Origin of the sequence: Arthrobacter sp. BE255 (genome assembly GCF_031457335.1) — a bacterium.
Lineage (GTDB): Bacteria > Actinomycetota > Actinomycetes > Actinomycetales > Micrococcaceae > Arthrobacter.
Genome location: NZ_JAVDWK010000001.1, coordinates 106,814 through 119,510, shown reverse-complemented (window position 1 = coordinate 119,510; position 12,697 = coordinate 106,814). Strand labels below are relative to the sequence as shown.

The following is a 12,697-nucleotide window of genomic DNA, read 5'->3' as shown; positions in this document are numbered from 1 at the left end:
TCAGGATCCGGAGAGCCTGACCACGGCCTGGGCCTTCATCAGTACTTTCTGGCCGGCCGAGACCACGGTGAGGTCGACGCGGGCGGTGCCGGCATCGGCGTCGAGCTTTCCAATGGCGCCGCTGACCTCGATGGTGGCGCCGGGCTCGGTGGTTCCGGTGGTGTCCGCGACGAGGACGGGCTTGGTGAAGCGGGTCTGGAAATCGACGACGGCGGCGGGGTCGCCTGCCCAGTCGGTCACCAACTGGACTGCGGCGCCCATGGTGAACATGCCGTGGGCGATGACGCCCGGGAGTTCCACTCCGGTGGCGAAGGCTTCGTTCCAGTGGATGGGGTTGAAGTCGCCGGATGCGCCGGCGTACTTGACCAGGTCGGTGCGGCTGACCTCGACGGTGCGGCTGCCGATGTCCTGGCCTGCCGTGAGTTCGCTGAAGGTGGGGCTCATGGTTACTGTCCCTCTCCGCGGACGAGGATGGATGAAGTGGTGGTGGCGACGCTTTCACGCGAATCGTCAGCTGTGAGGGCAAAGATTTCCTGGCGGGTGGTGATCATGGCGCCGCCGCCCATGGCGCGGACGCCGTCAACGTGCAGTTCCGCCACCAGCCGGTCGCCCGCGAAGATGGGGCGGTGGTGGATGAAGCGCTGGTCGGCGTGGACCACGCGGGAGAAATCGATGCCGGACTCCGGATCCTCGATCAGCTGCGCGTCGGCGCGCTGGGCGATGATGATGGCGAACGTGGGCGGCGCCACCAGGTCGCTGTGGCCCAGGGCTTTGGCTGCCTCGACGTCGAAGTGGGCTGGGTGGGTGGCCTTCACGGCGCGGGCGAACTCGCGGATTTTCTCGCGGCCGACGTCGTATACCTCTGCGGCAGGGTAGCTGCGGCCCTGCAGGTCCGGATTGATAGTCATGGGTTCAAGCCTATCGCCAGCCGCCGATGGGGAGGGCCTTGCGTCACATTGATATGATGGATTTATCATTTCATCAAGTGAAGTTACGGAGCGTTCCCGATGTTGTCTCCCGCCCAGGCTCCGCTCTACGAGATCAAAGCCAACCTGTTCAAGGCGCTGGCCCACCCGGCACGGATCCGGATCCTGGAGCTGTTGGCCGCCGCTCCGGAGAACACGGCTGCGGTGAGCTACCTGCTTGCCGAAACCGGGCTTGAGGCCTCCCATCTGTCCCAGCATCTGGCCACGCTGCGCAAGCACAAGGTGGTGACGTCGGTGCGGTCCGCCAACGCAGTGACCTACCGTCTGGCGCACCCGGGTGTTTCGGAACTTCTCGCCATCGCGCGGACCTTCCTGCTGGACAGCCTCGCTGACTCCAACGAACAGTTCCGGCTGGCACAGCAGCTGCCGGCGGGGCACCTGCGGGAGGGATCCGCACCGTGAGCCGGGACCTCCGCCCGGGCTCCCGGGGACTCAGCCGGTTCCTGCCTTCCCGGGCCGACTACACCGGCCTGCGGCAGTCCTGGCGGGCGGACCTGCTGGCGGGCATCACAGTGGGTATCGTGGCCCTGCCGCTGGCCCTGGCGTTCGGCGTCAGCTCCGGCGTGGGTGCGGAGGCCGGACTCATCACGGCAATCGTGGCAGGGCTGGTGGCTGCCGTCATGGGCGGATCCCCGGTCCAGGTGTCCGGGCCCACCGGCGCCATGGTGGTGGTCCTGGCGCCGGTAGTGGCGGTCCACGGCACCGGCAGCGTGGCGCTGCTGTCCCTGATGGCGGGCCTGCTGGTCTGCATCCTGGGAATCAGCGGCCTGGGCCGGGCCGTGGCATTCATCCCCTGGCCTGTGGTGGAAGGCTTCACGCTGGGCATCGCCGCCATTATCTTCCTTCAGCAGGTTCCGCTGGCCACCGGCACCTCCGGCATCCCGGGGCACAACACCCTGCTGGCGGCCATCGAAGCCGCGTCCGGGGCAGTGCCGTCCACGGTCCGGCTGACGCTCGCACTCGTGGCGGGGGTCGCCGTCGTGATGATCCTGGTGCAGAGGCTGTTCCGGGCCCTTCCCGCGAGCCTGCTCGCCGTGTTGCTGGCCACCGCGGCGGCCGAGCTCCTGCAGCTGGACATCCCGCGGATCGGTCCCCTGCCGCATTCCCTGCCGTCCCCCTCTTTCCCCGCGCTTGATCTGGCTTCCCTGGGCAGCCTGGCGATGCCGGCCGTGGCCATTGCGTGCCTGGCATCCATCGAGTCCCTGCTCTCGGCGCGGGTGGCAGCGGGAATGAAGGGGCCGGACGGCGCAGCCGGCACTTCCTACAGCCCTGACCGCGAGCTCACGGGCCAAGGGCTGGCTTCCGTCGCCGCCGGCCTGTTTGGCGGAATGCCGGCCACCGGCGCCATCGCACGGACGGCCGTCAATGTGCGCTCAGGAGCCAAAACCCGGATGGCCGCCGCCATCCATGCCATCGTCCTGCTGGGCATCGTCTATCTGGCGTCGGGAATGGTCAGCCGGATCCCCCTGGCGGCTCTGGGCGGCGTCCTGATGGTCACGGCCGCGCGAATGGTGTCCCGGCGGACCGTTGCCGCGATCCTCCGCTCAACGCGCTCGGACGCAGCGGTCTTCATCATCACTGCAATCATCACCGTGGCTTTCGACCTGATCGTCGCGATCCAGATCGGGCTGGCCGCGGCGGCGCTCTTCACCCTCCGGAAATTCGCCTCGCTGAGCAGCGTGCAGCGCGAAGGGATCACCGGGCCGGGCGTGGACGGTGACGAGCATATTGCCATCTTCCGGCTGGACGGCGCCATGTTCTTCGGCGCCGCGGAACGGATCCTCCAGGAAATCAGCGAGGTGAAGGACATCCAGGTGGCCATCATCAGGCTCTCCCAGCTGCGGATGCTGGACGCCACCGGCGCCCATGCACTGGTGGAAGTCATTTCTGCCCTGGAGCTGCGCGGCATCACCGTGCTGCTCAAGGGAGTCCGGCCGGATCATCTGGCCCTGGTGACCAACGTTGGAGTGATCCGTTCGCTCCGCCACCACAACCATCTGTTCGCCGACCTTCCGGCCGCCGTCGAGCACGCCCGCAGCCACGTCCTGCGGAACGCGGCGGCAACTAGCGCTTGAGGTTCTTCCGGATGGCCTGGCCGCGGACCACGATCCCGGCGATGTGCAGCAGGAGGCCGAGCCCGATCAGCGGCAGCGATGCGGTGGCCAGGCCCTGGTTTCCGGAGGTGTTGCCGATCAGGTTCAGGACGATTCCGACGCCGATCAGCCCCATGGCGGTGAAGACCATGACCTTGTAGGCGGTGGGCGCGGTGTTCCAGAATTCGTTCAGCACCGTCCAAGTCTACCGAGCAGGCTCAGAACAACGATTCCTGCACGGCCGGCACATCCGAGGCAAAGTCCCCCAGGACGATGGTCCGGGCGGCCAGCCGGCCGAGGTTCACCACGAAGGCGGCGTCCGTTCCGTCCAGCCGTGCCAGGGCGTTCGTCCCGCTGAGCGCCGCAATGCCGAACCCGTGCCGGCCGCCGTCGAGCGGGTGCGGGTAGGGGTGCCGCGCCGTGGATTCGCAGAGCCCGGTTGCCTGCGCCGGGCGCACCCACTGTTCGTCCACGATGCTGAAATGTTCGACGGCGGCGCGCGCCAGCAGCGCACGGACGGAGGCCGCGTGCCGGGCATTGATGGCATCCAGCCCGGATCCGGGCAGGGGCTGCACAAGGGCTTCCTCCTTGGCCGCGGAACGGACCTGCTGGGTGAGTCCGGCTTCCCGGGTGACCATGTCCTCCAGGATCCGCACTACCCGGCCGTCCTGTGCCCTGGCCACGTACCTGGCAACTACCGCGCCCTGCTCCGCGAGCCGGTTCCATTTCCGCAGATGGGACGCGGTTCCCACTTTGCTGGCGCCGCCGGCGAAAGTTGCCACGTACAGCCAGTGCTGCTGCATCAGGTAGGTCCGCAGTCCGGCCGGAACGCGGCCGCCGCGGTGGAAATCGTGGATGAGCCTGGAGTCGTCCAGCACAAAGCAGTGCTCGCACTGTTTGCCTTTGGCGGCCGGAGCGGCGGCCGGGCACAGCACGTGGTCGCGGCGGGACTCCGAGTGCACCTTATGGTGGCCCAGGCAGGACCTGCCGCCGGAGGCCACCTGGAAGCCGAGCCTGGCACCCGGGTGGAGGCTGACCTCCCGGAAGGCGCCCGATGGCGGCTGGAGGCGCAGGACCGGGCTGCCGCCGTCGTACTCCCCGCCCGGAGCCGGCTCCCCGTCCCAAAAGACCCCGTGCACCAGATAACGGGTATCGGTCACGGGGTCTCCTGAACTGGACTGGGCTAGAGCGCCGGCTGCACGCCAAAGGCTACTGCGAGCTTCATGATCTTCTCGGCGCGGCCCAGGCGGGGCAGGTCCGAGCCGTCACGGATGACGCGGCCGTTGGCCTCGAAGTCGGACATGAAGTCCGTGGCCCAGGCGACGTCGGACGGCGTGGGGCTGATGACCTCGTTGATGATTGCGGTCTGGTCGATGGCGAGGCACAGTTTGCCCGTCATGCCCATCATCACGGTGACGGCGGTCTGCTCGCGCAGGATGGGGTGGTTGGTGCCCACGGTGGGTCCGTCGATGGGGCCGGGCAGGTTGCCGACGCGGCTGGCAACCACCAGCTTGGCGCGGGGGTAGGCCATGGCTTCCTGGGTGGCGGCCATGCCGGTGTCGCGGCGGAAGTCGCCGGAGCCGAAGGCCAGGCGGAAGGCGCCCTGGGCCTTGGCGATGTTGTTGGCTTCCTCGATGCCCAGGGCGGATTCCACCAGCGGGATGACCGGCGTCTTGCCGTCCATGCGGTGGAAGCTTTCGGTGACCTGGTCAGCGGATTCGGTCTTGGCCAGCATTACGCCCAGCAGGCCGGGGGTGCCGCGCAGGCCGGCGAGGTCGTCGGCCCAGAACGGGCTGGTGGCATCGTTGATCCGGACCCATGCCTTGCCGCCGCCGGAGAGCCAGTCCACCACGTGGCCACGGGCGCGGTCCTTCTGCGACGGGTCCACAGCGTCCTCGATGTCGAGGATGATCGAGTCGGCGCGGGAAATGGCCGACTGGTCAAAGAGCTCCGTTTTCATGGCATTGACGAGAAGCCACGAACGGGCGATCTCTGCGGGGATATTGCGTTCCGGCCGTACGGTCTCGGTGGCGGTGGTAGACGTCATGTATCTACCGTATCCGGCCCGCAACCGGCACGCCGAAGAAAACGGCCTGCTTGTGAGGATCAATACGAACTAAACGGGATGTGACCGGCCCCTGGTGGAGTTACGGGAGGTTGCTGCCCCTTGCGGTGACCCACAGGCCGTACCACTGGGCCCTGGTCATGGCCCGGGCCACCCGGGCGGCGTCCGCGCAGGCTGCGATCCTTGCCGGATTCACGGTGCCGATCACCGGTGCGATCCCGGCGGGGTGCTTCATCAGCCAGCCCAGGAGGACGGCCTCCCCGGTGGTGCTGTGTTCCCGTGCCAGCTCCGCCACCAGCTCTGCGGTGGCAGCCTCGGCCGCTGTGGGGTCGTCCGGGCCGGCCCCGGTGTACAGCCCGCGGGCAAGGGCGCCGTAGGCCTGCAGCGTGACGCCGTTGCTGGCGCAGTACTCCAGCGTCCCGTGCGGAAAGCTGTAGTCCAGCGACTCAGCATGGTTCACCAGGACGGTGCTCTCCAGCCACGCTCGCTTCAGCAGGCTCATCTCCAGCTGGTTGGCCACCACCGGCACTTCCAGCCGGTCCTGCAGCGCCTGGATCTGCGCGCCGGACATGTTTGACACGCCAATCGCCCGCACCTTTCCCTCAGCCAGCAACTGCCCGACGGCGGCAGCCACCTCCGCTACATCGGTCAGCGGATCGGGGCGGTGCAGCAGGAGCACGTCCACGAAGTCCGTCTGCAGCCTCTGCAGGCTGGCGCCGACCCGTTCGAGGATGGACTCCCGGCTGAGGTCATAGTGCCCGGCCAGCCCGGGCCCGCCGAGCCGGATCCCGCACTTGGTCTGCAGCCGGATCCTCCCGCGCAGGCCAGGCGTTGCCGCCAGGACCTCACCGAAGACGGCCTCGGACTTGCCCCGGCGGTAGATGTCGGCGTGGTCGAACAGTGTGATTCCGGCAGCCAGCGCAGCCTCGACGGCGGCAGCGGCCTCGTCCACATGGACGGTCCCATGCGGTTCGTCGGACCAGCTGCCGCCCAGGCCCATGCATCCGTAGATGAGTTTCTGCGCAGTGGATGGGACGTTGTGTTCAGTCATGGCGCCACTCTTTCATGGGTCGGGGCAGACGCGCAGGTGGCGGGGCCCGCCCGGGCCCCGCCACCTGTGCTTGCTATGGATGCGCTTGCTACGGAGTCAGGTCAGCGCAGCCAGGCTGTGCTGTTGGCGCCCAGTTTTCCGCCCTCCAGCGGGGAGCTGCTGACCAGGACGGTCCCTTCCGGCAGTTCGACGGCGGTGTCCCCGAAGTTGGTGACGGACTGCCAGCCGCCCGGCCGGCTGAAGTGCAGGACCTCTGGGTTGCCGGTTTCCACCCACTCCAGTTCCTCCGCGGCCTGGAGTTCCCGGCGCAGCTTCAGGGCCGTGCGGTACAGCTCCAGGGTGGAGTTTTCGGTGCCGTCCTGCGCCTCCACCGCGTACTTGCTGAACCAGTCCGGCTGCGGCAGGTGCGCGCCGCCGTCGCCAAAGCCGAAGGAGGTCCCTTCAACCTTCCAGGGCAGCGGCACGCGGCAGCCGTCACGGCCCACCTCAACACCCTTGTTCCGGAAGAAGGAGGGGTCCTGACGCTCGGCGTCGGGAATCTCCGCCACTTCCTGCAGGCCCAGCTCCTCGCCCTGGTAAAGGTAGGCGGAGCCGGGGACAGCGAGCATCAGCAGGGTGGCGGCGCGGGCGCGGCGCTCGCCGAGCTCCACATCCAGTTCCTCCTTGGGGCCGCCGGCCAGCAGCCAGTCCTTGCCGTCCTGGCCCTTGGCATGCTTCTTGCCCGCGGACGTCTTGGGCAGGCCATAGCGCGTGGCGTGCCGGACGACGTCGTGGTTGGAGAAAACCCAGGTGGAGGACGCGCCGGTGGCGGCGGCCTCAGCCAGGTTGTGGGTGATGATTTCGCGGAAATCCGCGGCGCTGAAGTCTGCCTGGAGCAGGTCGAAGTTGAAGGCCTGGCCCAGTCCTTCGGGGCTGGCGTAGCGTGCACGCCGGGTGGCGTGCACCCAGGCCTCGGCCACGGCAGTGCGCGGCGGGTTGTATTCGTTGAACACCTCGCGCCATTCGACATAGATGTCGTGCACGTCGTCGCGGTCCCAGAAGGGGTGCGAGCCGTCGTCGAACCCGTCAGTGCCGGTATTGGCAGCGCTCAGCTCCAGCTTGGAGAGCAGCGGTTCGGTGAGGTCCTTGGTGAGGGCGTGCGCCACGTCCACCCGGAAGCCGTCCACGCCCCGGTCGGACCAGAAGCGCAGGGTCTTGAGGAAGTCGTCACGGACCTCGCGGCTGGACCAGTTCAGGTCCGGCTGCTCCTTGGCGAAGATGTGCATGTACCACTGGCCGGGGGTTCCGTCGGGCTCGGTGATGCGTTCCCAGGCGGGTCCGCCGAACACGGAGTCCCAGTCCGACGGCGGGAACTCGCCGTTGGGGCCCTTGCCGTCACGGAAGATGTAGCGGTCACGCGCGGCGGAGCCCTTCGGCGACGCGAGCGCCTCTTTGAACCATTCATGCCGGTTTGAGGAGTGGTTGGGGACGATGTCTGCGATCAGCTTGATGCCGGCGGCGTGCAGGGCCTTGGCCATCTCGTCGAAGTCCGCCAGGGTGCCCAGCTTAGGGTCCACGTCGCGGTAGTCGTCCACATCGTAGCCGCCGTCGGCCAGGGCCGACGGGTAGAACGGGCTCAGCCATACGGCGTCGATCCCCAGTTCCTTCAGGTACGGGACCTTGGCCGTGATGCCCCGGATGTCACCCAGGCCGTCACCGTTGGAGTCGGAGAAGCTGCGCGGGTAGATCTGGTAGACCGCGGCCTGGCGCCACCAGTTGGGATCGGCCAGGCGGTCGGAATCGGACAGGGTTGCCAGAGTGGCAGTGGTGGACAAGGGATGATCCTTTTCTCTTGGTTGGGTTGTTGTTGCTGGGTGGATTGTTCCGGCTATTTAACGGCCCCGCGCATGACTCCGGACAGTACCCAACGTTGGGCCAGGATGTAAACCACCAGGGTGGGTGCCATGGCCATCAGGTAGGACGCGAACGCGAGGCTGTAGTTGGTGTTGAATTCGCCCTGGAAAAGCATCTGCACCACGGGGAGCGTCTGCAGGGCGGGGTCGGCGATCATCATCTGCGGCAGCAGGAAGTCGTTCCACGAACCCAGGAAGGCGAAGATGCCCACCGTCGCGTTCATCGGGGCCAGCAGCGGGAAGATGATCTTGCGGAAAACCTGCCACGTGGTGGCCCCGTCCATCCGGGCCGATTCCTCCAGCTCCACCGGAATGGACCGGACGAAGGCGATGTAGAGCAGCGCGTTGAACGAGATGCCGCCCAGCACGTGCAGGAAGACGACGCCGGCCGGGTTGTCCAGGCCCAGGAGTGCAGTCTGCTTGATGAGGGGCAGGATGATCACCGGAAACGGGATGAACATGGCCGAGAGCAGGTACACGAAGGAACCCCGGAAGAAGCGGTGGTTCCAGTTCCGTGCGATCGCGTAGGCCACCAGTGAGCTGCATGCCAATGAGCCGAGCACGCTGAAGACGGTGACGAAGGCCGTGGACATAAAGGCCCGCGGGAAGTTGGTGGCCACGTATGCTGCTGCGAAGTTTTCCCAGTTCATCGGGGAGGGCCAGGCAAGGCCTGTCCCGGTGCCGATCTGGTCCGGGGACTTCAGTGCCATGGCCACGGTGAAGTACAGAGGAAGCAGCACGGTCAGCGAGGCCACCAGCATCAGGGCGGTGAGCCACCAGTTGACCTTGAAGCCTTCGCGGCCGGACCTGCGGTTCCTGCGGGCTGCTGCCTTCGTCGCGGCGGGCGCGGAGCGGGTGAGAGTTGGTGAAGCCATTAGAGAGAAACCCCCCGGCGCTGGATGAGGCGCAGCTGGATGACGGAGATCAGCAAGGTGATCAGGAAGTAGATGACGGCGTTGGCCATCTGGTACGAGTAGTCGCCGCCCGTGAAGCCGGAGAAGATGCGCATGGCCACTGACTGCGTCGCCATGCCGGGACCGCCGCCTGTGAGGCCCACGATGATCTCGTACGTCCCAAGGAACCCCTTGAAGCCGAGGATCACGTTGATCACCAGGTAGCCAAGGATGAGGGGCAGGGTGAGGCTGAGGAACTGCCGGAAGCTGCCGGCCCCGTCCAGGTCTGCGGCTTCGTAGACTTCGGAGGGCACGCTCTGGAGGCCGGCGAGGTAGATGATGGTGGCGCCGGGCGCGGCCTGCCACACGGTGACCAGCACAATGGCCAGCCAGGCGAGGTTTTCGTTGGCGAGGATGCTGGTGGCCAGCGGTGTGACGCCGAAGCGCTCGGCAAGGACCGGAAGCGTGTTCGAGAACAGGTAGTTGAACACGAAGGACACGATCAGGGCGGACAGCACCATGGGGATGAAGAACACGGTGCGGATGCCGGTGCGCCACTTGATCTTCGCGTTCAGGCCAAGCGCGATGGCCAGTGCCACGACGTTGACCACCACGGTGGTGGTCAGGGCAAAGACGAACGTGAAGATGTACGACTGCAGGACAGCCGGATCCTTGAAGATGTTGACGTAGTTGGAGAGCCCGATGAACTTCCAGTCGCCGTAGCCGGCGTAGTTGGTCAGGCTGAAGAACACTCCCACCAGTGCGGGAAGGGTGATGAAGAAGGCGAACAGCGCCAGGACCGGCACCACCATCCAGTAGTACGTCGGGTCGATCCGGCCCTTGGACCGGACAGGTGGCGTTTCTGCGGAGACTGCGCGCACGGACGGGGCTGCTTCGGCCGCCAGGGAAGATGTGGTCATGGGGGCTCCTGGAATCGGGGCGGGCATCAGACGGCTGTCCGTTCGGCGACACGGCGCCATTCGTCGTCGAGCGCGGAGAGGAACTGGTCGCCGTTCTTGCCGTACACAAAGGACTGGATGTAGTTGTTCACCGGAACTGAGGGCGGGAAGTACGTGACGGCGCCCTGGAAGTAACGGGCGTCCTTGATGGAGTCGTTGAGCCCGCTGATCTGCGGGTTGGTTACCGCCGGTGCGTCCTTCAGCGGAGAGAAGGCTGCGTTCTTTTCGTTGTAGGTGTTAACCACTTCCGGCTCAAGCAGGTAGCTGACAAACCGCTGCGCCGCTTCCATGTTGGGGGTGTTCCGTGTGATGGAGAGCGCCATGTCCACGTTGACCCGTGCCTTGGTCTCGTCCGGATTGTTGGTGACGGGCAGCGGGAAAGTGCCCAGCCGGATCGCCGGATTGGCGGCCACAAGCTGGGACAGGGCCCATGGCCCCTGCAGGTACATGGCTGCCTGGCCCTTGGCGAAGGCAGCATTGCCGTCAGCGTAGTTCTTGCTGGCTGCGCCGTTCTGCGCGTAGGACGCCAGCTGCAGCATCTTGGGCAGGGCCGGACCGAAATTGTTGGTGAATGATTCGGGGGCTGCCGTGCTGATGCCGGCGCCGGCGGCAGTGAGGTTCGTGAAGAATTCGGCGACGTCGAGCGAGCCGCCGGCGACGTAGTCGAACATGCCCTGCGCAAGGGTCCAGGTGTCCTTGTAGGTCCCATAAATCGGGGCGGTTCCGGCCGCCTTGAAGGTTTCGCACGCGGCCACGAATTCGTCCCAGGTGGTGGGGACGGCCACGCCGTTGGCTTCAAAGATGTCCCGGTTGTAGATGACGCCGGCCGCAGCCACCGAGAACGGCAGGGCACTGGTCTCATTGCCGTTGTACCGGCCCCAGGAACTGATGAGCTCCTGCATCTCCGGGTTGATGGTGGAGGCTGCCGGAAGGCCGGCGAGGTCGGCGAAGATACCCTTCTTCACGAAGTCGGCAGTGGCCTGGGCGAAGCCGCGGGTCACGACGTCGGGCGGATCGTTCCGCACCAGACCGGGAACAAAGTTGCCCTCATTAAAGTCCTGGATGACCCGGATGTCCGGGTTCAGTGCCTCGAAGTCCTTGATCACCTGGTTGAAGTAGTCCACCACCTCCGGCTTGTTCTGCATAAAACGCAGGGTGGTGACGCCGTCCTGCTTGCTGGCATTGGCGCTGGCGCCGCAGCCGGTGAGGGGCAGGATGGCGGCCGCGCCCGCCAGGCCGGCGGCCCGGAGCAGGGAACGCCTGCTGGGCAGCGATGCGGGGACAGAGGCGCTCACAGGGCCGTGGCTGACGTACGGATCTGGCGCCGACGGGGCCGGGACCGGGGCGGGCAGTGCTTCGGGATGCAGTTCACAGTTGCTCCTTTGCAAAAGGCGGAAGGGGAGGGCTGGAGGTAAGGCCAGTGGTCGGCGGCCGTCCGGCCACCACGCTCCAGGCTATTTATTTGGAATCTAAATTTAGTTCCTCAAGTATTATGTGGTGCAAAGCACAGAGAGGTCAACACCATGTCGGAAGTTTCCTCCGCAACGCCCCAGCTGCTGCGGCGCGTGAGCGCCGGAGCCGTCCTTGATTTCATGCGCGCCTCGGACGCGGTGACGGTCACGGAAGTCATGGAGGCCACCGGACTCACCCGCGCCACGGCCATTTCCGTGTGCGAGGACCTCATGGAACGGGGCTGGATCCGTGAGTTGGAGAACCAGCGGGCGTTTGGCGGCTACCAGAAAGGCCGGCCGGCACGCCGGTTTGAGCTCAACGAACGCGCCGGCTACGTCCTGGGCATGGACATCGGCATCCTCAAGGCGACCGTGGTGGTGTCCGACCTCCGCGGAAAGGCACTCGGCAGGTCCAGCCAGCCCTTCGCCGACGCCGAAATTTCAGCCGAAGAACGCATCTCGGTCATCGACCGCGCTGCCATGCTGGCGCTTCACAGCGTGGGGGCCAGCCCGGAGTCAGTCCTTGCCGTCTGCGCCGGGATCGCGGCGCCGGTGGACCGGAACGGCGACGTGCTGGTGACCCAGCACTTCTGGGGCCTGTTCGACGTCGGACTGAAGTCCGCCCTGCGCGACCGGCGGGGCTGGACGGTACTTCTGGAAAACGACGCGAACCTGGCCGCCCTGGGTGACCGCTGGCGGGGAGCTGCTGCCGGCGTCGACGACGTCGTGGTCATCCTCGCCAGTGAGCGGCTTGGCTCTGGCGTGATCGACGGCGGGCGGCTGCTGCACGGCCGCGGCGGAGGCGCCGGCGAGCTGGCCTTCCTGGACATGGTGGAGGGAGTGGGAGACACCTTCGGCATTGCGGCGCTGGCACGCGGCTGGGCAGCCGATGCCGTCGCGGGCAAGGCCAGGACTTCGCTGCGGGACCATGCCGACGGCGCCGAGGCTGAACAGGTGTTCGCCGCTGCCGCCGCCGGCGACGCCGTGGCGCTGGGTATCCTTGAGCGGATTGCCGACAGGATGGCCCGCGTGATCGGGGCCGTGGCCACCATCATCAACCCCGAACTGGTGGTCATTGGCGGCGCCGTGGCGAACTCCGCCGGGGTGCTGCTGGAGCCGATCTCCGAACGCCTGACAAAGTACACCGTCACTCCCCCGCGGGTGGCCGTCTCCCCGCTGGGCGATTCGATCGTGACGGTGGGAGCCGTACGGTGCGCGCTCGATTACGTGGAGAAGAACACCCTGGACCTGGAGCTCGCAGCGCAGGCCTGACACGTCCCGCCCAACTCTCCCCAAAGCGCGAACGT

Annotated in this window: 13 protein-coding genes; 3 read left to right on the top strand and 10 right to left on the bottom strand. The window is 66.8% G+C overall.

All coding sequences use genetic code 11. The features are described 5' to 3' along the window. The gene (locus tag J2X42_RS00555; RefSeq protein ID WP_310161130.1) at positions 1-444 is read right to left on the bottom strand and encodes a MaoC family dehydratase; all 444 of its coding nucleotides are present in this window, start codon (positions 442-444) and stop codon (positions 1-3) included. Positions 445-446: 2 nt separating this feature from the next. Beyond that, positions 447-908: a MaoC family dehydratase N-terminal domain-containing protein gene (locus J2X42_RS00550; protein ID WP_310161128.1), complete on the bottom strand. Its 462-nt coding sequence runs from the start codon at positions 906-908 to the stop codon at positions 447-449. 99 nt (positions 909-1,007) lie between these two features. Between J2X42_RS00550 and J2X42_RS00545 the strand changes: the two genes are divergently transcribed. Together J2X42_RS00545 and J2X42_RS00540 are read left to right on the top strand one after the other, a co-directional pair. Further along, the gene (locus J2X42_RS00545; RefSeq protein WP_310161126.1) at positions 1,008-1,388 is read left to right on the top strand and encodes a metalloregulator ArsR/SmtB family transcription factor; all 381 of its coding nucleotides are present in this window, start codon (positions 1,008-1,010) and stop codon (positions 1,386-1,388) included. Next, the gene (locus J2X42_RS00540; protein WP_310161124.1) at positions 1,385-3,061 is read left to right on the top strand and encodes a SulP family inorganic anion transporter; all 1,677 of its coding nucleotides are present in this window, start codon (positions 1,385-1,387) and stop codon (positions 3,059-3,061) included. Before J2X42_RS00545 ends, J2X42_RS00540 begins: the two co-directional genes overlap by 4 nt. Here J2X42_RS00540 and J2X42_RS00535 read toward each other — a convergent pair. The 8 genes from J2X42_RS00535 to J2X42_RS00500 all read right to left on the bottom strand — a co-directional run bounded on the left by J2X42_RS00535 (position 3,051) and on the right by J2X42_RS00500 (position 11,234). Continuing rightward, complete coding sequence (locus tag J2X42_RS00535; protein ID WP_310161122.1) at positions 3,051-3,275, bottom strand: DUF3188 domain-containing protein; 225 nt, start codon at positions 3,273-3,275, stop codon at positions 3,051-3,053. The two genes, J2X42_RS00540 and J2X42_RS00535, sit on opposite strands and share 11 nt — an antisense overlap. Positions 3,276-3,297: 22 nt before the next feature. Continuing rightward, positions 3,298-4,239, bottom strand: coding sequence for a DUF2797 domain-containing protein (locus J2X42_RS00530; protein ID WP_310161120.1), 942 nt, complete (start codon positions 4,237-4,239; stop codon positions 3,298-3,300). 23 nt (positions 4,240-4,262) lie between these two features. Continuing rightward, positions 4,263-5,126: a CoA ester lyase gene (locus J2X42_RS00525; protein ID WP_310161117.1), complete on the bottom strand. Its 864-nt coding sequence runs from the start codon at positions 5,124-5,126 to the stop codon at positions 4,263-4,265. 100 nt (positions 5,127-5,226) lie between these two features. Further along, the gene (locus J2X42_RS00520; protein WP_310161115.1) at positions 5,227-6,195 is read right to left on the bottom strand and encodes an aldo/keto reductase; all 969 of its coding nucleotides are present in this window, start codon (positions 6,193-6,195) and stop codon (positions 5,227-5,229) included. 101 nt (positions 6,196-6,296) lie between these two features. Further along, positions 6,297-8,009 (bottom strand): glycoside hydrolase family 13 protein, encoded by a 1,713-nt coding sequence (locus tag J2X42_RS00515; protein ID WP_310161113.1) that lies wholly within the window; start codon positions 8,007-8,009, stop codon positions 6,297-6,299. Positions 8,010-8,062: 53 nt separating this feature from the next. Further along, complete coding sequence (locus J2X42_RS00510) at positions 8,063-8,962, bottom strand: carbohydrate ABC transporter permease (protein WP_310161110.1); 900 nt, start codon at positions 8,960-8,962, stop codon at positions 8,063-8,065. Beyond that, positions 8,962-9,900, bottom strand: coding sequence for a sugar ABC transporter permease (locus J2X42_RS00505; protein ID WP_310161107.1), 939 nt, complete (start codon positions 9,898-9,900; stop codon positions 8,962-8,964). The genes J2X42_RS00510 and J2X42_RS00505 overlap by 1 nt, the downstream gene beginning before the upstream one ends. A 26-nt stretch (positions 9,901-9,926) precedes the next feature. Continuing rightward, positions 9,927-11,234, bottom strand: a complete 1,308-nt coding sequence (locus tag J2X42_RS00500; protein ID WP_310161105.1) for an extracellular solute-binding protein — start codon at positions 11,232-11,234, stop codon at positions 9,927-9,929. Positions 11,235-11,462: 228 nt separating this feature from the next. On the opposite strand from J2X42_RS00500, the gene J2X42_RS00495 reads away from it, so the two are divergent. Next, on the top strand, positions 11,463-12,662 hold the full coding sequence (locus tag J2X42_RS00495; protein WP_310161103.1) for an ROK family transcriptional regulator: 1,200 nt from the start codon (positions 11,463-11,465) through the stop codon (positions 12,660-12,662). Positions 12,663-12,697: the final 35 nt, after the last annotated feature.